This is a genomic window from Bacillus sp. B28, assembly GCF_029536185.1.
GTDB classification, from domain to species: domain Bacteria; phylum Bacillota; class Bacilli; order Bacillales; family Bacillaceae; genus Bacillus; species Bacillus halotolerans.
Window position 1 is genome coordinate 2,524,356 of record NZ_CP120511.1, and the last position, 19,011, is coordinate 2,543,366.

Sequence of the window (19,011 nt, forward strand, 5' to 3'; positions counted from 1 at the left end):
CATTTATTCTTTATTATTTTCAATTTGCTGCTGCAGTTCTATGTAACGCTCCTCCTTCGGCTTCAGCTTTGCAGCGGTCCTGATTGCCTTGTCAGCTTGACCAAGTTCATTTTTTTCCGCATACAGCAATGCCAAATTGTAATAGGACGCATGGTCTTTAGGCTCTTTTTGCACTGCTCTTTCCAAAAGAGAAATCGCCTGATCATATTCGCCGATTTGAATATCAGAAACTGCCAGGATTTTCAGAAGATCAGCTGAAGCGTCTTTCTGCTCTGCTTCACCGTTCAGCAATTCGGTTACTTCTTTATATTTCCCTTCCTGGTAAAGCTCATTTGCCTGCCGGATCAGCGCTGTCTCCTGATGGAACGGTGAATGCAATCCGTAATAGAGAAACCCGCCGGCCAGGGCAGCCAGCAGAATCGCTGACACCAGTTTTTTGCCCCAGTCTTTTGCTTTTGGCAAACCAAGTGCTGCCGCAGCAAGAAAACCGCCGGCCAAACCGCCAATATGTCCCGAATTATCAATATTTGAGACCGCAAAGCCAAAACCCAGGTTTATCAGGATAATAACAATAATATTTGTGCCTATCGTTTTTAGAAACATTTTTCGGTTTGACACAGCTACATAAAGCAATGCGCCTAAGCATCCGAATATGGCGCCTGAAGCACCGGCTGAAGGATACGGACTGAACACGAAGCTGGCGATCGATCCCGTGATACCCGCCGCCAAATAAATCAGCAAAAATCTGCCTGATCCATACATGCGCTCAACAGCGGTTCCAACCGACCATAAAGCCAGCGTGTTAAAAGCTAAATGCGCAAGGCCGATGTGAAGCACAATCGGCGTCAGCAGGCGCCACCATTCTCCGGCTGCAATCAGGCCGTTTTCCTTAGCACCGAAAGCAACAAGCGTCTCCGTATTGGTGCTGCCTCCGTTTATTTCGAGCAGAAAAAACATCACGAGCTGCAGCGCGATGAACAAATATGTAAAGATCGGTTTTCCGTTCTGGAAAAACGCCGCTTCTTTTTTTCGCTGTTCTTCTTGTTTCTGCACTAGTGAAAAAAAGTGTTCTTTCGCCATTTGGACATGTTCCAATGAGTCTCGGTCTTCCGTCCATTCAACAGCATCAAGTGAGGGAAAAACTGCCTGCAGATCTTCATGAAGCGAAGTGCCAGTCACAAGTGCCGTTTCAACGGATACCTGTCCTTTTTCAAAAGGCTTTTCAGTGATTTCCTCCCAGTCATCGACAGGGGCTTCCGCTGAAATCAGCACATTCAGCAGCTTCAAATGCCGCTTGCCGATAGACTTCCTGACATGCTCTACTCGCTCCGCCTGCACTTCTATGTCCCTTGCAATTTCTTGGCGAAAATCAATATTCTGTTTAAAGAGGCGAATCAGATCATGAGAGGATTTGTCCGGTGCTTCCAGCCATATTTCATCAGATTCACCGGATTGTATGACGCCATACCCTCTTCTTACTAAATGCGCCGCGACCTTCCAATATGTATACTCCAACAAATACATGTTTACCGCTCCAATGGTTTTTTTTCATTATAACAGCTGGTGCTCTTGACGCCTACTAAAAGCAAAAAATCCCGTGAAAACGGGATTTTTAAAAAGCTTGCTGTATAAACTTATTGCGGATAAACGGAATTCTTAAAAAAAGATGAATAAAGGACCGTCTGATTCCCGGCTGGCTGAGCACGGTATTCATGAGACGGTAACGGTTTTGATAAAACATCACGGCAGAAACAGCACAAATGGCATAGATCATAAATTTTTTCATTATATCCCTCCTGCCATTAGGGTTTGTTATTCTTTCTTATTTATTCTTGACGGAGGGACGAGAAAGCTATGAAAAGCAAGAAATAATTCGATCCTCAGTAACCAGCATTTGAACCGGGATATCATGTGACAGATGCGGCACATGATCATACAGCTGGCATTCTAAAAGCAAAGAAACCGTGTTCCCTTTATAATCACTTAAATACCGATCATAATAACCGCCGCCAAAGCCAATCCTATAGCCGTCAGCATCGAAACATACGCCAGGCACGATCATCAAATCAATCTGTGATTGGATCACTTCATTCGTTTTCTCAATCATCGGCTCCTGAAGTCCGGCGTAAACCGTTTCAAGCTGATCATCCCCTTGGAATGTGCGGAACTGCATTCTTTTCGTGTCGGGATCACACTTTGGAATACAAACTTCTTTCCCTTCGCCCCAGGCTTTTTCGATGATCGGCCGTGTCGGTACCTCCAGCCCCCTTGAAATGGTGACGGCTATGATGCTGGCATTTTGCCACTCTTGGAGAGAAAATAAATGCTCGTTGATACGCGCCGTTTTCTTAGACAGTTCTTCATTCGATATCGCTGATAACGTTTCTATTGTTTTTTTTCTTAATTGTGATTTCATTTCCATCCCCCTCGGAATAGAAAAAAGCCAGAACCTTTTTCAAAGCTCTGGCTTTTTTCTTACACCTCAAACAGCTATGCTGTTATTTTGTTTCACGGTGTAACGTAGATTTTTTATCACGTGGGCAATATTTTTTAAATTCAACGCGGTCTGGATTGTTGCGTTTGTTCTTTTTAGAAATATAGTTACGCTCACCACATTCTGTGCAAGCCAAAGTAATATTAACGCGCATTGTTTTCCCTCCAAACTAAATATCATTTACTTATTCAGACTTATATATAATACCACTATAATGCACGGAATGCTAGGATGTTTTTCAATGAAATGATGAATTATTGAATAGACGCTGATAAAGCTGCAAATATGATGCTGTGATGATCCGTGGATGATGCAGTTTCATCACCTGTTCTCTGCCCGCTTCTTTTATCCGGCGGGCCTTTTCTTCATCTATTAATATGTTGTGAAGCCTATCGGCTGCCTCCCGTTCTTGCGAAAAATCAGCAGCAATTGCAGTTTTGTCATGAACGGCAAAGTCACAAAAACCGCCCGACTGTGAAACAGCTGTCAGCACGCCTTGTTCCATGCTTTCTTGTGCAGCGAGCCCAAAGGGTTCATAAAAGCTTGGGAAAACAGCCATTTCACATTGAGACAGTAACGTCACGATCTCTCTTCTATTTAAAAAAGGATAAAACATTACACTTTCCTTTATGCTCAATTGCTCAGCCAGTTTCTTATAGGCAGCCAGAAACGGCCCTTGTCCAGCTAGCACCAACTGAAGGTCAGGCCGGCATTTGTTCAGTATAGAAAATACCTTCAACAGCTGTGAAAACCCTTTTTCCGGAACAAACCTTCCAAACGAAAACAAGTATCTTTTATGAATGACCCTTTCAGCTAGGCCGCTTTTTGCCTGCAGAGACAGAGGGCTTGGGATGACGGTTATTTTTTCACGATACGGATACGCCTTATTCATCGATCTCTTCATAAAAGTGCTTAACACAATCAGTTCGTCGGAAATGTCGAGGAGGAGCCTCTCCGTCAGCAGCCTGTACGGATGAGGCGTTTCTTTGCATGCACGCTTCCTTCTGCTTTCAAGCCCGTGGATCGTTGCAGCAAGCGGAATGCCAAGCTGCTTTTTCAAATAATGAGCGGCAGGGGCCGTCATGTCATCATGGGCATGAATCAGATCAAACCGTTCATTGCATGACAACACTTGTTGAACCATTCTAACATTGACATCAGCTATAAAGTCTTCAACATTCGCATAGGAAGATAGCTTACCGCTTGGAACGAAGACCGTTATTTTGATATGCGGGCTTAAATAGGAAATTAGACGGCTCAAATGAACACCAAGCCCGCTTTTCGGTTTATTAGGATGCTCGAATGAAAGCATAAGGATGTTCATTTCCCTCTTCCCTCACTGCGATAGCAGGTATAAGCAGAAAATTGCTCCTCCCACCTGGTATGTATTTCTGCATTGCGGAAACTGTTTATGTCGCTGACACCGTTTTCTGTAAGAAAGATGTCCTCTGTTTCAGCTAGTTTGAGAGAAACATTCATTGAATTCAGTATTCTGCATTCAGCGCGATATAAAGCATGACCAGGCACCTGAACAATGATCCATTTCCCTTTGTCCCGTTTTATGCGTTTCGTCCTGACAGCTTCTATACCGTTTCTTTTCACGAAAATATGGATTTCTTTTATCATGTCCGGCGCTTTTTCGAAAAGCACGGTTTCCGCCAGTTTCATCGTCTCAACTGAAAGATTCCATCGGACTGTCAATGTGTGAGAGTTTTGGATGTTCATGTCGAATATGTCCCTAAAAAAAGGAATCCCGCTTCGAATGTTATGAGGAAATGAGTGTTTGTCCATAGACTTCTCACATTCTCCTTTCCTTCCATTGGCTCGGTGATCCTATTAAACCATTACCCATAAAGGAAGAAAAGAAAGATTTCTCGACAAAAACTCGTTTTTTTCGCGAATTCCTTTAGAATCCACTTGTTTTATGGTATAAAAAAGAAGGATAAAAAAAGAATAGAAGGTGATGAAACGTGGAAATTGCTATTATTGCGTTGTTTATCGTCAGTATAGCGCTAATTGCATTCTCATATTCTCAACGAGATCCGATGAAAGATGTCGAGCAGGAGCTTGAAACATTGCAGCTTTCTGCTATGCAGGAAATTTATAAGCTCAAAAAGAAAATGACAGTGCTTGAGGAAGAATTACTTGAAACAAACCTTGTGATCCGCAAAGCAAAGAACAGCGGTATCAATCAAAAGATCGCCAAACAAATACTTTCTAAATATAATAACGGTATGTCAGCTGAAGCAATCGCTAAAGCTGAGCATGTATCAGTAGAAGACGTGAATACGATTATAAAAGATAATGAGAAGGTGCTCGTATGACAAAACGAGGCATTCAGGCATTTGCCGGCGGTATCATATTAGCGACAGCCGTTCTCGCAAGTGTTTTTTATCTGACAGATGAAGATCAAGCCGCTGCTGTAAAAGAACAAAAAACAGTAACCGAGCAGGACGTGAACAATTATCTCGATTCTAAAAAAATGGTTTCTGTTAACCGTGATGAATATCAAAAGCTTCTCGACTCAAAAGAGAAATCTCTGAGCGATGACAGTAGCTCAGACTCGAAAAACAAAGTAAAAACGTACAAGCTCATCATTAAAGACGGCATGAGCACCGCAGATGTATCAGCTATTCTTGAAAAAGAAGGCATTATTTCTTCAGCTAAGGACTTTAATGACTACGTGATAGACGCTGGGTACCACAAAGAGATCCGTGCCGGAGAATTTAAAGTAAAATCAGATATGAGCTTCAAAAAGATCGTTAAAACATTAACACGATAAAAAAACAGGCTATGTAACAGCCTGTTTTTTTTATCCGAATTTCCCTGTAATATAATCGAGTGTTCTTTGATCTCTCGGCTGAGAGAACATTTTATTTGTATTGTCGCATTCAACAAGCTCACCCATGTAGAAAAATGCAGTTTGATCAGAAACCCTCGCTGCCTGCTGCATGTTGTGCGTCACGATAACGATGGTGTATTTATTTTTCAGCTGCAGAATGAGCTCTTCAATTTTTCTCGTCGAAATTGGATCTAGCGCAGATGTTGGCTCATCCATCAGCAAAATATCAGGATTTGTCGCAAGAGCTCTGGCGATACAGAGCCGCTGCTGCTGGCCGCCTGATAATGAGAGTGCAGATGAATGCAAACGATCCTTCACCTCATCCCACAGCGCCACGTCTTTTAATGACTTTTCTGCAATGTCTTGCAGCTTCTTTTTATTTTTGATGCCGTGAACTCTCGGTCCGTAAGCGACATTATCAAAAATTGATTGCGGAAACGGGTTTCCTTTCTGAAATACCATGCCGATATTTTTTCTCAAATCTACGATATCGACTTTATCCTTTAAAATATTGCTGCCATTATAGTTCAGCTCACCCGCAAGCTTTACATTCGGCGTCATCTGAATCATTAAATTCAATGTTTTAATAAATGTTGATTTGCCGCATCCAGACGGCCCGATAATCGCCGTGACTTCGTTTTGATTAATGCTCAAATTGATATTTTTCAAGGCATGGTTTTCCCCATACCATAAATTCATTCCGTTGATTTGATATACTTCCTGTTTCTTTACAGCTTCGGTAGCAATACTCATTGCCAGCCTCCTATCCGAATTTCCCGTTAATGTAATCCTCTGTTTTTTGCTGCTTCGGACTTGTGAAAATTTGTTCGGTCTGTCCGTATTCAACGATCTCGCCGTTTAAAAAGAAAGCCGTCCGGTCAGACACCCGCAGAGCCTGCTGCATATTGTGAGTAACAATAATAATTGAGTATTCGCTTTTCAATTCCGTAATCAATTCTTCTATTTTCGCATTTGAAATCGGATCTAGCGCTGAAGCAGGTTCATCAAGAAGAAGAACGGCCGGCTTCATCGCGAGCGTTCTGGCAATACATAAACGCTGCTGCTGACCGCCTGATAACGAAAGTGCGGATGAATGCAAACGGTCCTTTACTTCATCCCAGAGCGCCGCTTTTGTTAAGCTTTCTTCCACGATGTCGTCGAGCACTGATTTGTTCCGCTCTCCGGCATATTTTAATGCATGCGTGATATTATGGTAGATCGATTTTGGAAATGGATTCGGCTTTTGGAAGACCATGCCGATTTCTCTTCTTAAGCTGACAACGTTAATATTGCTTCCCAGTATATTTAATCCTTCATACAAAATTTCACCTTCGCTTCTTGCAGAAGGAATTAAGTCATTCATGCGGTTAATATTTCTAAGAAAAGTAGATTTGCCGCATCCTGACGGCCCGATCAAAGCGGTCACCGCATTTTTTTCAATCTCCATATTCACGTGACGAACAGCCTGTTTGTTTCCGTAGAAAATAGACAGATCCTTCACCTCGAGCACATTTTGCTGCTGAGGAATCATAACCGCTCTCTCAGGCTTTTCTTTTACCATTTGTTCAGACATTGTTTTCGCCTCTTTCCGGTCTAATTTGCCGTAAGCTTTTTATAGATGATTGTTCCAAGCCATCTCGCCGCGAGATTGAAAATTAGGACTGAAATCACCAGCACTGCAGAACCTCCGTTGGCAATCGCTTCAGCATCCGGTATCATCCCTTGCGTATTTACGTTCCAAATGTGGACCGCAAGTGTTTCAGCGGGTCTGAAAATATTAAGCGGCGATGTTTCAGAAAACGGATTCCACTCTGCAAAATTGAGACGCGGCGTTGTAAGCCCTGCTGTAAATAATAAAGCCGCCGCTTCCCCGAACACCCTTCCTGACGCTAAAATGGCACCTGTGATGATGGAAGGGATCGCACTTGGTATTAAAACGGTTTTTACGGTATGCCAGCGAGAAACACCTAAAGCGAGCGATGCTTCCTTCAAATCTTTAGGGACTGAACGGACCGCGTCTTCTGTCACACGCACCATAACAGGAAGATTAAAGACCGTTAATGCCAGCGCCCCACCTATGATCGTATATCCCCAGCCTGTCAGGTTAACAAACATCAGTAAGCCGAACATTCCAATGACAATAGATGGAAGAGATGAAAGGACCTCAATACACGTTCTGATAAAATCTGTCACTTTGTTGTTAGGCGCGTATTCCGCCATGAACACTCCGCCGCCCACTCCGAGCGGGATGGTAATCAGCATCGTGATAAACAGAATATAAAAGGAGTTAAACAGCTGGTCTCGTATCCCGCCTCCTGCGGCAATGGCGCTTGATTTTGTCGTAATAAAATCAAAGCTGAGCTGAGAAACACCGTTAATAATAATATAGGAAAACAGACCGACTAGAATCGCGGCGATAATGGCTGCGCATAAACCGAACATTCCAGTCGCCAGTTTATCTGTTAATTTGCGGTTCATTACACTTTCCTCCTAGATGACAAGTAGCGAATAAGCAGGATGAACAAGAACGACATCACCAGCAACACAAGCCCCATTGACCACAGCGTATTATTTTCAACGCTTCCGTATGTGGTATGGCCCATATTCAGCGTAATAATGGTTGTCAATGTTCCTGCGGTGTCAAACAGACTTTCAGGCAATACTCTTGTATTTCCAATGACCATTTGGACAGCCAGAGCCTCACCAAACGCACGCGCCATACCTAGGACAACGGCAGTCATTAATGTCGGAAAAGCTGCAGGAATGAGCACTTTTCTAATGGTCTGCCATCTTGTCGCACCGAGAGCGTAAGAACCTTCTCTTAAGCTTTTCGGAAGTGATGCCATCGCATCGGCTGAGATAGATGTAATCGTCGGCAGAATCATAATAGAAAGCACAATCGTTCCCGCCAATAAACTGTGTCCTGTTCCGCTCGTTTTGAACTGAGCAATAAAAGGCACCAATACTGTAAGACCTATGAATCCATAAACAACAGATGGGATGCCGACCAATAATTCGATCACCGGCTGCAGCACTTTCTTCCCCCAATTCGGCGCAATTTCTGTCATAAAGATCGCACCTGCTATGCCGAGCGGCGCAGCAATGAGAGCGGAGAGAATCGTTACTGCAAATGAGCCAAAGATAAAAGGCAGCACTCCGTATTTCGGATCAGAATCTGTAGGGTTCCAATTCAGACTCGTTAAGAATTCAATTGGGCTTACACCATTTACAAGAAAAGATTGCAGCCCCTTAATGCCGAGGAAAATGGTGATCGCCACAGATGCCGCTATCATTATAAGCGCGCAGGCTGTCACGATCATTCTTCCCCGAACTTCATCCAATTGCCTATTTTGCCTTGAGCTGATTAAACGTTCGCTCACAGACATATTTTCTCTATTGTTTATCATTGTTTTACACTCCTATGAATGTGTTAAGAGGAGAAACGGAAGTCTCCGCACTCCTCTTTTTATTTAGATCAGCTTTGCTTCCCTTTGGCATCGCGAGTCACTTTCATATCAGTCACCGGAATGTACCCTTGGTCAGTTACAATGCTTTTTTGAATGTCTTCACTCTTTAGATAATCAAGAAATTCTTTCGCTAGATCTTTCGCTTCGCCTTTTGTATAAGAATGCTGATAAGCCCAGATTGGATATTCTCCAGTTGTAACGTTTTTCGCTTCCGGCTTCACACCGTCAATAGATAAAGCTGTTACTTTGTCATCTGTTAAATATGAGAATGCAAGATATCCAATCGCTCCCGGAGTATCAGCAATGATTTTTTTCACAGTGTTGGAAGAATCCTCAGTAATGCCTTCTGCCGGTTCTTCTCCGTCAAGCGCGTATTTTACAAATGTAGCACGTGTACCTGAAGAATCAGGACGGTTTACAAGCGTAATTTTTTGATCCTTTCCGCCAAGCTCTTTCCAGTTTTTGATTTTGCCAGTGAAGATTTTTTTCAATTCATCTTTTGAGATATCTTTTACACCTGTGTCAGGGTTTACAGCCGCTGCCATACCGACTACTGCAACTTGATGGTCTACAAGCGCTTTTGCGTCGATACCTTCTTTTTCTTCAGCGAAAACATCTGAATTTCCGATTTGAACAGCTCCTTCAGAGACTTGAGAAAGCCCTGTTCCAGACCCCCCTGCTTGTACCTGTATATCAGCATCAGGGTTTTCTTCCATAAATTTTTCTGCAGCTGCAAGTACTAATGGCTGCATGGCCGATGAACCAGAAATGGTTAAAGAACCTGATGCCTTTTCTTCTCCTTTTGCAGAGCCGCTATTTGTTTTTTCACTTTCTCCTGCGTTTCCGCATGCAGCTGCAATTATCATAAAAGCAGCCATCAGAAGCATAAGCACCAATTTGTTTTTTTTCATTTCCTGAATTCCCCCTGCGTATAATGTGTAATTTGTCCTACACGTATAGAGTAAAGGTTCTATGTAAAATAGGTTTAAATCGAATGTTAAGGTTTTGTAAATCCGTGCATTTTTTTGTATAAAAAAAAACGCCCACATGATGTGGGCGTTTCTGTTTAGTTATCAGAAGACGTTGTGTTTTCTGCTTTTTCTTCAATTTTGTCTTTATTTTTTTGCTGAGTATCTTCTTTGTCCTGCTTCGATTTCAGCTCAAAATATTTATCCAATACTTCTCTGCCGATTTCGTTCGTAATGGTATATTTAGCGCTGTAATCTACATAAGCCCAAGGAACTACAACAGAGATGGCAACCTCAGGGTTATCAGCAGGCGCATAAGCAACGAGTGTTGTATTATAAGTACTTTCACCTGTTTTTGATTTATTTGGTCCGTCATAGAACGATTGTGCTGTTCCTGTTTTAGCAGCAGGTTTATAAGATGCGGAAGCAAATTGACTTGCCGCAGTTCCTTTAGTCGCGACTCGTCTAAACCCGGCTTGGACCTCTTCAATATAGCTACTCTTCATATCCACTTTATTCAATACTTCAGGCTGAACAGATTCAACGACAGCCCCGATTCCTTTTTTCGCATCTGACTGTCTGACTTCTTTTACAAGCTGAGGTTTCAAGCGGTAGCCACCATTTGCGATTGTTGATACATATTGTGCTAGTTCCAGCGGTGTATACGTATCATATTGGCCGATCGCATAATCAAGCAAGAATCCCGTCAATCTGCTTGTACCTTTATAGCCTGTCATTTCATTTGGAAGGTCAATCCCTGTTTTTACACCAAGTCCAAATTGACTGAAATAATTCCGGAACGTATCAAATGCCGTAGTATCAATCGGTAAAGCTTGATGCGGTTTATATTCACCTTTTCCAAGTGCGATTGCAGTTTTAAACATGAATACGTTTGAAGACTGCTCTAAGGCTCTTTGAATATTAACCGGACCTAAGTTCGTCCATGATTTTTTACCATTTTTATCCTGACTACCAATATACAATGGTTCATCCTGAAACACTGTATTTAGGTTAATGGCACCAGTTTGCAAGCCTGTCAGTACGGTTGCACCTTTGACAGCCGAACCCATGGCGTAAGATGATGTCATATTTCCTAGTGCGTAATCATCAATTTTATATTTCCCGTTTTCTGTTTTAATTTGCTTACCCGCCATCGTCAGCACTTCACCGTTTCTCGGATCCATCATGACGACAAATGCCCGGTCTAACAATTCAGTACTTGGTCTTGCTTTAGCAGACTTGAGGTTTTTCTCAATGATTTTTTCAACTGATTTTTGCAAGTCAATGTCAATTGTAAGCACGAGATCTTTACCGGCTTTCCCTTCAGAAACGGTCTTTGTTCCTGTTACATTGCCGTTTGAATCTGTGATATTTTCCACCTTAGCTTTTTGTCCCTGCAAAAGGCTTTCGTATTGATATTCCAGATAACTTTTACCAACCCTGTCGTTTCTGCTGTAGCCGAGCGATAAATAATGGTCGAGCAGATTTGACGGTAATCCTTCATCAGAGCTGGAAACACTTCCGAGCACTGAGCGGAGAAGATTTTTATATGGATATTCACGTTCCCAGTCTGACGTGACATCAACACCCGGCAGTTCATCTAAATGTTCACTTACAACTGCCATTTCTTTCGCTGATACATCTTCATTTTTGATGTATTGCGGTGTTAACGCATATCCGGAGTCCATCTGTCTTTTAATGGCGAGAATCTGCATGTCTTTATCAGTCAATTCATTCAGCTGCTTATCGGTAATCCGTTTTAGCTGGAGCTGATATAAATCATCATCTGATAATTTTTTATTTTCTACCTGCTGTCTTTCCTTAGAAGTAATCAGCTTTTTCGCTTCTTTTGGTCTAGTCAAAATCCAATAATCTTTTTTATCCCGTTCTGTTACTTTTTTTGTGTCGACTTTAATCATATCTGCCAGCTTTTTTGCGATTTTCAAACGCTGTTCTTGCGTTGTAGATTTAGATCTGGTGTATGTAATCGCATTTAAAGCCTTATTTGTTACAATGGCATTAAAATTCCGATCATAAATTTTCCCGCGCGGCACCGCCGAGCTGACTTCACTTTGTTCCTGCTGATTGGCTTGATTTTTGTAATCATCGCCTTGAACGATCTGCTTAATGCCAAGCTCCACAATAATCCAGGTGAATATAACAAAAGCGGCCAAAAATAAAATATTCAGCCGGATCGGAAGCGACTTCTTTTTCTCTTTATGATTTTGCTTTTTTTGTTTATTTCTCCTCATAACATCACCTTTTTCTATTTACAGAAAGAAAAGACACTCAAGTAAGAGTGCCATTTTTCATTTTAAAGGTTTTTTCGACTTTTTTCTACAGATAACCCCTTATTGCCAAAAAATTATCTTTCTCCTTTTAAAAGGTTCGGTTCAGTCACCCGTTTGTGGCCGTCTTCTTCCATAGTTTCATTTTCCTCTTCTTTCTCTTTAAAACGAATATCCTTGACAAAGTAATAAATGAGCGGATGTCCGATGCCCAAGATGGCAAGCGACAACGGTATACCCATATCTTCTTTAAAAAGGGCCACGATAAGGAGAAAGCATAAAATCGAAACAATTCTGCCGGCGTTTAAAAACATTTCTCTCAGCACGATATATTCAATTCTCGCTTTTCTGGCATGTCTGGCCCGTCCTATGACATCATATGTAAGCGATACATAAGGCACGAGCAAAAGAGGATAGCCGATCGCAATAAACACGCCGTACGTCAATAATGTCGTAAAGCTCATATGAAAGAGTATCAAAAACAGCGCACCATAGAGAATAAGGCCGCCCAGCAAAATTGATTTTTTACGGGCCTTTTTCTTAATCAGCCTTGATGCAAAATAATAGGCAAAAAAGGAAACAGCAGAGTTGACGAGGCCAAAGGTTCCGAGGGCCAGTTCGCTGTTTGTCTCAATAAACACAAAAACACTGATTAAAAAGACGAAAATCCCTTCTCTCAAGCCCTGAAAAAAATGCGCATTTGTAATTCGCCGCCAGTTCATATTAGTGTGGCGTTCTCCAAATACCTTACTCAGCATAAAATGGCCCTTTGATTCTCTCCGTTTTAGGAAGAAGCTCATCACGACAGCCAGTGCAAATAAACTGAGGGAGAGACTGAAAATGACAGTGTAACCCGTATTATTTTCAAGCCTTGAGATGACAAATCCTGCAACAATCGGACCAATCATTCCTGCGGATGAGGACAGGATGCCCATAAAGCCGTTGAAAAAATCCCGCGTATCAGGCTCTGTTATTTCAAAGGTGAGCACATTAAACGCGAGCCAGTAAAATCCATAGCCTACTCCGAGCACCGCTCCGATGAGAACAAGACGTGATGCAGCAGTTTCTCCAGCCAGCAGCACACTTAAATAAAATGCCGCTAAAAAAATCACTCCAAATCTAAGAATGAAAACCCGGTCTATTTTTTTGGCTAATCGGCCAGCTAAATAAAATGTTATCGGCTGCATCGTCACAATTGATAAGTTGTATATCGCCAAATCAATAAATTTCCCTGACTGCTTCCAGAGATACACATTCACAAATGTATTGGAAAGCGCAATTCCTAACGAGTAAAGACCGCCAACGGTCAGCAGAAGAAGTAATCCTTTATTTACATCTACATCTCCAATTACCTTTTTTAGTTTGCTCATTACTGACTCCCCTTTACTACCCCTTAGTCTGTCTCACTGAAACCGAGATATGTAAAGAGAAGACATAAAAAAACAAGGCCCTTTTATGAGGGCCTTGTTTGCGTTATTATTTTGCTGCGCTGTAAAGACGAGCAACTTCGTCCCAGTTTACCACATTCCAGAAAGCTGAAATGTAATCAGGACGGCGGTTTTGATAGTTAAGGTAGTAAGCATGCTCCCAAACATCAAGACCTAGGATAGGCGTTTTGCCTTCAGAAAGCGGAGAATCTTGGTTTGGCGTGCTTGTGATTTCAAGTTTGCCGTTGTTTACAACAAGCCATGCCCAGCCTGAACCGAAACGTCCAGCTGCTGCTGCAGCGAATTGTTCTTTGAATTTGTCAAAGCTTCCAAATACACTGTTGATCTCTTCAGCAAGCTCGCCAGTTGGCTCGCCACCGCCGTTTGGAGATAAAAGTGTCCAGAATAATTTGTGGTTCGCGTGTCCGCCGCCATTGTTGCGGACTGCTGTGCGGATGTTTTCAGGAACAGAATCTAGATCTGCAACAAGCTCTTCAACTGATTTGTTTGCAAGAGCAGTGTTTCCTTCAACCGCTTTGTTTAAATTTGTAACGTATGTGTTATGGTGCTTCGTATGGTGAATATTCATAGTTTCCTTGTCGATATGCGGTTCTAAAGCATCGTACGCATAAGGTAATTCTGGAAGTTCGTAAGCCATGATAATTCCTCCTTAATATATATGTACTGAAATGCCGCTTCACAGCGAGCCTTTCTTCATTCAATGTAACAAAAGAACGCCGTGTAATCAATGAAAAAGCTCACAATTTGGCTATTTCAGCAGACATATTTCACTTTAACCGTTACTTCGCCCCCTTAAACCTCCTGAGAGCAATTCTTACAGGACAGTCCATAAAAAATATCCGATCATTAAAAGCTGAATAATTCCCTTTGCAATGACCCCCGTTAAAAAGCCGATCAACGAGCCTAGCCCAATTTTAAACGCTGATTTTACATCTTTTTGATGTACGATAAGCTCTGCGCAAACAGCTCCGATAAACGGCCCTAAAATAATCCCCGCAACCGGAATCACAAAGGGACCGATCAACAAACCGATCGTACTCCCCCAAATAGCAGCTTTGCTTCCGCCGAACCTCTTTACACCAAGCAGATTGGAAACATAATCTGCGGCGAATAATACTGCGGCGAATACAGCTTCAACCAGCCAGAACATATAGGAATACGGACTGAAAGAAAACAAAAATCCGTATAATACAAAACCGGCAACGATAAATACAACACTTGGAATAACAGGATACACAAGCCCGATAAAAGCGATGATAAATAGTGCCGCGATCAACAGCCAATACAAAATATCCATAGAATCCATCCTCCTCATTATGCTTACATCTCTGATCTTACACTTCTGCCAATGCAGGTCTTCCTTGTATTCATACGCAGGCAACGATACAATAAGCAACATATATTGTATAGCTAGGAAGTGAAGACAGTGAATGTATTTCAGCTTTTCATCAAAAGTACATACTCTCCACGGGATATTGCAAAAACAAGATTTCAAGGAATCGGAAAAGCGATTCTTTATGTATTTTTGCTTTCTGTCCTTTTTGCGATTCCCACTGCTTATTATGTAAGCTCAGGGACCGTCCAATCTATGAACGGCTTTAAATCCGTTTTAAACAAAGATTTCCCTGATTTCACAATTTCAAACGGCAAACTTCAGACGGATGAAAAAAAAGCCACAGAATCAAAGGCAAACGGCTTTGTCATCGTGTTTGATCCGACGGATGCATATGGCACGGAACAAATCGAAGCAAAGCAAAACGCAATAGGTATACTACAGGATAAGTTTGTTTTGGCCATTGACGGACAGGCCCAAGAGATGGCTTACTCAATGATGCCGTCAGATTTAACAAAAAAAGATGTCACTGCAGGGTTAAACCAAAATAAAACAATGATCGTGACTGTTCTCTCAGTACTCATATTTCTCGTGACAGCGGCGGGAAAATTTATTGAGGTATCATTCTTGGCGCTTATCGGGCTAATCATAAAGAACGGTCAGCAAAAGCAGCTGTCCTACCAGCAGCTATGGAAGCTTTCTGCTTACTCCATTACCCTTTCAACAATATTTTTTACGATTATGCGTGCGTTAGAAACAACGGTGCCAAGTGAATTTTTAGTCAACTGGTTTGTTAACTTTGTCATCCTGTTTCTCGTATTAAAAGAGCTCCCGTCCAAAAAAGCTGTTGCTTAATTCTGAGACTGCCTTCGCAGTCTCTTTTCTTTTGTCATGAATCAACACGGACAAGCATACAATGTTATAAAATTTTGTATGCGGGAGGCAAAATCAATGAAACGTCTCACTTTTGTATTCAGCATTCTCTTTATCCTTTTTATTATTTTTTATGATCTTAAAATTGGAACGATCCCCATTCAGAACCTCCCTGTCTATAAAGCATCGGCAAAAACAGCTGTACAGGAAACAGCGTATAAAACGGTGACGGTAAAACCGGGTGACACGGTCATGTCAATTGTCGGGTCTGCAAGTTCCCCTGACGATATTGTAAAGGATTTTGAAACGCTTAATCCAAATGTAAAAGCCAATACAATTCAAGCAGGAACAGCATACAAATTCCCGGTCTACCCATAATTAACGTTAATTTCTTGTCAGTTCGGCGAATACACTGTTACAATATAATTTGTAAAATACATTGACATACACCATACTAGGTTTATTCTATCTAGAAGCGGCAACTACAATGAAGGAGCGATTGACAAGTGAGTGAAATCACCCATCGTACAAAAACGCGTCCCGTTAAAGTGGGACCTTTAACAATAGGCGGTAACAATGAAGTCGTTATCCAAAGCATGACAACAACCAAAACACATGATGTAGAAGCAACGGTTGCGGAAATTAACCGGCTGGCTGAAGCCGGATGCCAAATCGTGCGGGTGGCTTGTCCGGATGAACGGGCGGCAAACGCCATTGCGGATATTAAAAAACGCATCTCCATTCCGCTCGTTGTTGACATTCATTTTGATTATAAGCTTGCGTTAAAAGCCATTGAAGGCGGCGCAGATAAAATACGAATCAACCCAGGCAACATCGGCCGCCGTGAAAAAGTCGAAGCGGTCGTTAAAGCGGCGAAAGAAAAAGGGATTCCAATCCGAATTGGTGTAAATGCAGGTTCATTGGAAAAACGGATTTTAGAAAAATACGGATATCCGACAGCAGACGGCATGGTAGAAAGTGCTCTTCATCACATTAAGATTCTTGAGGATCTAGATTTTCACGATATTATCGTCAGCATGAAGGCTTCTGACGTAAACCTTGCCATCGAGGCTTACGAAAAAGCGTCAAAGGCATTTGATTACCCGCTTCACCTCGGAATCACCGAGTCAGGAACGCTGTTTGCCGGTACAGTAAAAAGCGCAGCAGGACTTGGCGCGATTTTAAGCAAGGGCATCGGTAACACCCTGCGTATCTCATTAAGCGCAGACCCGGTTGAAGAGGTTAAAGTAGCGAGAGAGCTGTTGAAATCCTTTGGTTTGGCCTCTAACGCTGCAACCCTCATCTCATGCCCGACTTGCGGCCGTATCGAGATTGATTTGATCAGTATCGCCAACGAAGTGGAAGAATACATCTCTAAAGTGAAAGCGCCGATTAAAGTCGCCGTTCTCGGATGTGCGGTAAACGGCCCGGGTGAAGCGAGAGAAGCTGATATCGGCATCGCTGGAGCACGCGGCGAAGGTCTTCTGTTCCGAAAAGGTAAAATTGTCCGTAAGGTTCCAGAAGAAACAATGGTTGAAGAACTGAAAAAAGAAATCGACATACTTGCTGAAGAGCACTACGCAAAGCTTGAGGCTGAAAAAGCGAAATTAGCTGAAGAAACACAAAAAGCTTGACGGGAACCCGTCAAGCTTTTTTGTATTAGAAAAATGGAATAATAAATATTCCAAGCACTAATGAGACAACACCAATTCCCATAGCCCATGCACCCAGGCTTTGGGCTCCTCTTCTTCTTGCGATATAGCCGACAATAATACCGGCAGCTCCCAACAAAACAGGAAGAACAAACAATGAAATAATGGACAAGGCTAAAGCGATATACCCTATCCCCCGTCCTTCATTGACATTTCCGCCGCTGCGGTCATTCTCTTGGTCACCGCTTCGGTCAGAAGCACGGAAAGGCTCTGCAATTTCAGCAGCCGTTTCCTCAAAAAAACCATCATTGTCGCGGGTAATATTTGTTCCTTCAGAACCATGATCTACATAGTAACTGTTGTTATCACGTTTTTCGTAATCGTTTGCCACCTTCAATTCCCCCTTCTGTTTTATTAAAGGAGCTTTTATAGTTTGATCCATTTTTGCTGATTCATGTTTGCTAAACTTTTCTGGAAATGTTAATTGTTTATGTTACACTTGAAAGGATGAAACTGAAGGAGTGTGGGCATGTTACGCTTAGGAATAGATATTGACGGCACAATCACGGCTCAGGATACATTCGTCCCTTATTTAAACCGCTCGTTTAATCTTTCCATTTCATTAAACGATATGACGGATTATGATTTAACAAAACTGTTACATATTACACAGGAAGAATTTTGGGATTGGATGAATCAAAATGAAGCAATCATATATAAAGAAGCACTTCTTGCGCAGCATGCAAAACAGTCCCTTGACCTCCTCAAAGAGGAGCACCGGCTGATTTATATTACGGCGAGAAGGACTCATTTAAGCGATGTTACGTTCGAATGGTTTGACAGACAAAACATCCATTATGACCACATAGAGCTCGTGGGCGGGCATCATAAAGTTGAAGCGGTCAAAAAACATGACATCGACTTGTTTTTTGAGGATCATCACGGAAACGCAATGATGATTGCAAAAGAAGCCGGTATACCGGTGATTTTATTCAATTCGCCTTATAACCAGCTTCCGACCGATTCAAATATCATTAGAGTTAACAACTGGCTCGAAGCGGTTCAATGGATAAATGAAAATAAACATTATTTCATACGTGTGAAAAATTAAAAAAGGAGCCTGATCAGGCTCCTTTTTCTCTATCCTTAACTTTTACGCAGAAGGTTGATCTTGCTTTTCCTGTTCACAGCTTGGACATGTGCCGTAAATCTCAAATTTATGCCCGCTGATCTGATAGCCATCTAAGTCATCATAGAGCTTATCCATTGGACAAGACTCAATTTCCTTTGTTTTGCCGCAAGCCAGGCAAATAAAGTGATGGTGATGATGAGTAAATGAGCATTTAAATCGGAACAGCTTTTCACCGGAGAGCTCAGTCGTTTCCAAAATACCTAGCTCTTCATATAAAGAAAGGTTTCTGTAAATCGTATCAAAGCTTAAACCGGGATAATCATCATTTAGTGCAGACAGTACATTTTTAGCGGTCAGATACCTGTCCGAATCAGCAAAAAGCTGAAGCATATCTTCCCGTTTGCTTGTATATTTATATCCGTTTTCTTTCAGTAAGTTCAGCGCTTCTTGTACGTTCATGAAGGGCCCCCCTTTTCGCTTTGCTTATGAACGAACGTATCTTATATATCAAAAA

23 protein-coding genes are annotated in these 19,011 nt (G+C 42.0%); 6 read left to right on the top strand and 17 right to left on the bottom strand.

Annotation, left to right across the window (positions count from 1 at the left end; translation table 11 throughout):
• Window positions 1-3: 3 nt before the first annotated feature.
• The 6 genes from yqgP to P3L57_RS12495 all read right to left on the bottom strand — a co-directional run bounded on the left by yqgP (window position 4) and on the right by P3L57_RS12495 (window position 4,285).
• Entirely contained in the window at window positions 4-1,524 is a 1,521-nt protein-coding gene (yqgP, locus tag P3L57_RS12470) for a rhomboid protease YqgP (RefSeq protein ID WP_059293595.1), read from the bottom strand.
• A gap of 88 nt (window positions 1,525-1,612) precedes the next feature.
• Window positions 1,613-1,786, bottom strand: a complete 174-nt coding sequence (locus tag P3L57_RS12475; protein ID WP_024122059.1) for a hypothetical protein — start codon at window positions 1,784-1,786, stop codon at window positions 1,613-1,615.
• Between the two features lie 66 nt (window positions 1,787-1,852).
• On the bottom strand, window positions 1,853-2,416 hold the full coding sequence (locus P3L57_RS12480) for a 5-formyltetrahydrofolate cyclo-ligase (RefSeq protein WP_059293594.1): 564 nt from the start codon (window positions 2,414-2,416) through the stop codon (window positions 1,853-1,855).
• A gap of 82 nt (window positions 2,417-2,498) precedes the next feature.
• Window positions 2,499-2,648: a 50S ribosomal protein L33 gene (gene rpmG, locus P3L57_RS12485; protein WP_003153056.1), complete on the bottom strand. Its 150-nt coding sequence runs from the start codon at window positions 2,646-2,648 to the stop codon at window positions 2,499-2,501.
• Window positions 2,649-2,732: 84 nt separating this feature from the next.
• Complete coding sequence (locus P3L57_RS12490; RefSeq protein ID WP_069487184.1) at window positions 2,733-3,818, bottom strand: glycosyltransferase family 4 protein; 1,086 nt, start codon at window positions 3,816-3,818, stop codon at window positions 2,733-2,735.
• Window positions 3,815-4,285 carry a hypothetical protein gene (locus P3L57_RS12495; protein ID WP_069487183.1) on the bottom strand — a complete coding sequence of 157 codons (471 nt, stop codon included), beginning with the start codon at window positions 4,283-4,285 and terminating at the stop codon, window positions 3,815-3,817. Before P3L57_RS12495 ends, P3L57_RS12490 begins: the two co-directional genes overlap by 4 nt.
• A 179-nt stretch (window positions 4,286-4,464) precedes the next feature.
• Between P3L57_RS12495 and P3L57_RS12500 the strand changes: the two genes are divergently transcribed.
• On the top strand, window positions 4,465-4,818 hold the full coding sequence (locus P3L57_RS12500) for a hypothetical protein (protein ID WP_010334943.1): 354 nt from the start codon (window positions 4,465-4,467) through the stop codon (window positions 4,816-4,818).
• A complete protein-coding gene (locus P3L57_RS12505; protein WP_024122063.1) occupies window positions 4,815-5,276 on the top strand; it encodes an endolytic transglycosylase MltG in 462 nt (153 codons plus the stop codon). Before P3L57_RS12500 ends, P3L57_RS12505 begins: the two co-directional genes overlap by 4 nt.
• A 30-nt stretch (window positions 5,277-5,306) precedes the next feature.
• On the opposite strand, the gene pstB (P3L57_RS12510) is transcribed toward P3L57_RS12505, so the two are convergent.
• From pstB (P3L57_RS12510) to P3L57_RS12550, 9 genes are all read right to left on the bottom strand, one after another.
• Window positions 5,307-6,089, bottom strand: coding sequence for a phosphate ABC transporter ATP-binding protein PstB (pstB, locus tag P3L57_RS12510; protein ID WP_069487182.1), 783 nt, complete (start codon window positions 6,087-6,089; stop codon window positions 5,307-5,309).
• A gap of 10 nt (window positions 6,090-6,099) precedes the next feature.
• On the bottom strand, window positions 6,100-6,909 hold the full coding sequence (pstB, locus tag P3L57_RS12515) for a phosphate ABC transporter ATP-binding protein PstB (protein ID WP_044154549.1): 810 nt from the start codon (window positions 6,907-6,909) through the stop codon (window positions 6,100-6,102).
• Window positions 6,910-6,929: 20 nt separating this feature from the next.
• Window positions 6,930-7,814 carry a phosphate ABC transporter permease PstA gene (gene pstA / locus P3L57_RS12520; protein WP_069487181.1) on the bottom strand — a complete coding sequence of 295 codons (885 nt, stop codon included), beginning with the start codon at window positions 7,812-7,814 and terminating at the stop codon, window positions 6,930-6,932.
• Complete coding sequence (gene pstC, locus P3L57_RS12525; RefSeq protein ID WP_024122067.1) at window positions 7,814-8,743, bottom strand: phosphate ABC transporter permease subunit PstC; 930 nt, start codon at window positions 8,741-8,743, stop codon at window positions 7,814-7,816. The genes pstA and pstC overlap by 1 nt, the downstream gene beginning before the upstream one ends.
• A gap of 68 nt (window positions 8,744-8,811) precedes the next feature.
• Entirely contained in the window at window positions 8,812-9,714 is a 903-nt protein-coding gene (locus P3L57_RS12530) for a phosphate ABC transporter substrate-binding protein (protein WP_044154545.1), read from the bottom strand.
• 155 nt (window positions 9,715-9,869) lie between these two features.
• Window positions 9,870-12,023: a penicillin-binding protein 2A gene (gene pbpA, locus P3L57_RS12535; RefSeq protein ID WP_069487180.1), complete on the bottom strand. Its 2,154-nt coding sequence runs from the start codon at window positions 12,021-12,023 to the stop codon at window positions 9,870-9,872.
• Window positions 12,024-12,136: 113 nt separating this feature from the next.
• Window positions 12,137-13,429, bottom strand: coding sequence for an MFS transporter (locus tag P3L57_RS12540; protein WP_044154541.1), 1,293 nt, complete (start codon window positions 13,427-13,429; stop codon window positions 12,137-12,139).
• 106 nt (window positions 13,430-13,535) lie between these two features.
• Window positions 13,536-14,144 carry a superoxide dismutase SodA gene (sodA, locus tag P3L57_RS12545; RefSeq protein ID WP_044154540.1) on the bottom strand — a complete coding sequence of 203 codons (609 nt, stop codon included), beginning with the start codon at window positions 14,142-14,144 and terminating at the stop codon, window positions 13,536-13,538.
• A 177-nt stretch (window positions 14,145-14,321) separates the two neighbouring features.
• On the bottom strand, window positions 14,322-14,804 hold the full coding sequence (locus tag P3L57_RS12550) for a DUF456 domain-containing protein (protein ID WP_010334953.1): 483 nt from the start codon (window positions 14,802-14,804) through the stop codon (window positions 14,322-14,324).
• A 129-nt stretch (window positions 14,805-14,933) separates the two neighbouring features.
• Here P3L57_RS12550 and P3L57_RS12555 point away from each other — a divergent pair, with 129 nt between their 5' ends.
• From P3L57_RS12555 to ispG, 3 genes are all read left to right on the top strand, one after another.
• Window positions 14,934-15,695: a DUF1189 domain-containing protein gene (locus P3L57_RS12555; RefSeq protein ID WP_059293587.1), complete on the top strand. Its 762-nt coding sequence runs from the start codon at window positions 14,934-14,936 to the stop codon at window positions 15,693-15,695.
• A 96-nt stretch (window positions 15,696-15,791) separates the two neighbouring features.
• Window positions 15,792-16,091 (top strand): LysM peptidoglycan-binding domain-containing protein, encoded by a 300-nt coding sequence (locus tag P3L57_RS12560; RefSeq protein WP_044154536.1) that lies wholly within the window; start codon window positions 15,792-15,794, stop codon window positions 16,089-16,091.
• A gap of 137 nt (window positions 16,092-16,228) precedes the next feature.
• Window positions 16,229-17,347, top strand: coding sequence for a flavodoxin-dependent (E)-4-hydroxy-3-methylbut-2-enyl-diphosphate synthase (ispG, locus tag P3L57_RS12565; RefSeq protein ID WP_174754447.1), 1,119 nt, complete (start codon window positions 16,229-16,231; stop codon window positions 17,345-17,347).
• 25 nt (window positions 17,348-17,372) lie between these two features.
• Here the strand turns inward: ispG and P3L57_RS12570 are convergent, their stop codons facing one another.
• A complete protein-coding gene (locus P3L57_RS12570; protein WP_082687864.1) occupies window positions 17,373-17,762 on the bottom strand; it encodes a DUF308 domain-containing protein in 390 nt (129 codons plus the stop codon).
• A gap of 132 nt (window positions 17,763-17,894) precedes the next feature.
• Between P3L57_RS12570 and P3L57_RS12575 the strand changes: the two genes are divergently transcribed.
• The gene (locus P3L57_RS12575; protein WP_044154534.1) at window positions 17,895-18,476 is read left to right on the top strand and encodes a nucleotidase; all 582 of its coding nucleotides are present in this window, start codon (window positions 17,895-17,897) and stop codon (window positions 18,474-18,476) included.
• A gap of 42 nt (window positions 18,477-18,518) precedes the next feature.
• On the opposite strand, the gene zur is transcribed toward P3L57_RS12575, so the two are convergent.
• The gene (gene zur / locus P3L57_RS12580) at window positions 18,519-18,956 is read right to left on the bottom strand and encodes a zinc uptake transcriptional repressor Zur (protein ID WP_010334964.1); all 438 of its coding nucleotides are present in this window, start codon (window positions 18,954-18,956) and stop codon (window positions 18,519-18,521) included.
• Window positions 18,957-19,011: the final 55 nt, after the last annotated feature.

Excerpts from the sequence above, each read along its gene's own strand:
- P3L57_RS12550 (WP_010334953.1), bottom strand. The coding sequence starts at position 14,804 with ATGGATATTTTGTATTGGCTGTTGATCGCGGCACTATTTATCATCGCT.
- P3L57_RS12495 (WP_069487183.1), bottom strand. The coding sequence starts at position 4,285 with ATGGACAAACACTCATTTCCTCATAACATTCGAAGCGGGATTCCTTTT.
- P3L57_RS12575 (WP_044154534.1), top strand. The coding sequence starts at position 17,895 with ATGTTACGCTTAGGAATAGATATTGACGGCACAATCACGGCTCAGGAT.
- yqgP (WP_059293595.1), bottom strand. The coding sequence starts at position 1,524 with ATGTATTTGTTGGAGTATACATATTGGAAGGTCGCGGCGCATTTAGTA.
- P3L57_RS12480 (WP_059293594.1), bottom strand. The coding sequence starts at position 2,416 with ATGAAATCACAATTAAGAAAAAAAACAATAGAAACGTTATCAGCGATA.
- P3L57_RS12490 (WP_069487184.1), bottom strand. The coding sequence starts at position 3,818 with ATGAACATCCTTATGCTTTCATTCGAGCATCCTAATAAACCGAAAAGC.
- P3L57_RS12530 (WP_044154545.1), bottom strand. The coding sequence starts at position 9,714 with ATGAAAAAAAACAAATTGGTGCTTATGCTTCTGATGGCTGCTTTTATG.
- pbpA (WP_069487180.1), bottom strand. The coding sequence starts at position 12,023 with ATGAGGAGAAATAAACAAAAAAAGCAAAATCATAAAGAGAAAAAGAAG.
- P3L57_RS12560 (WP_044154536.1), top strand. The coding sequence starts at position 15,792 with ATGAAACGTCTCACTTTTGTATTCAGCATTCTCTTTATCCTTTTTATT.
- rpmG (WP_003153056.1), bottom strand. The coding sequence starts at position 2,648 with ATGCGCGTTAATATTACTTTGGCTTGCACAGAATGTGGTGAGCGTAAC.
- pstC (WP_024122067.1), bottom strand. The coding sequence starts at position 8,743 with ATGATAAACAATAGAGAAAATATGTCTGTGAGCGAACGTTTAATCAGC.
- P3L57_RS12540 (WP_044154541.1), bottom strand. The coding sequence starts at position 13,429 with ATGAGCAAACTAAAAAAGGTAATTGGAGATGTAGATGTAAATAAAGGA.
- pstB (WP_069487182.1), bottom strand. The coding sequence starts at position 6,089 with ATGAGTATTGCTACCGAAGCTGTAAAGAAACAGGAAGTATATCAAATC.
- pstA (WP_069487181.1), bottom strand. The coding sequence starts at position 7,814 with ATGAACCGCAAATTAACAGATAAACTGGCGACTGGAATGTTCGGTTTA.
- zur (WP_010334964.1), bottom strand. The coding sequence starts at position 18,956 with ATGAACGTACAAGAAGCGCTGAACTTACTGAAAGAAAACGGATATAAA.
- P3L57_RS12475 (WP_024122059.1), bottom strand. The coding sequence starts at position 1,786 with ATGAAAAAATTTATGATCTATGCCATTTGTGCTGTTTCTGCCGTGATG.
- sodA (WP_044154540.1), bottom strand. The coding sequence starts at position 14,144 with ATGGCTTACGAACTTCCAGAATTACCTTATGCGTACGATGCTTTAGAA.
- pstB (WP_044154549.1), bottom strand. The coding sequence starts at position 6,909 with ATGTCTGAACAAATGGTAAAAGAAAAGCCTGAGAGAGCGGTTATGATT.
- P3L57_RS12505 (WP_024122063.1), top strand. The coding sequence starts at position 4,815 with ATGACAAAACGAGGCATTCAGGCATTTGCCGGCGGTATCATATTAGCG.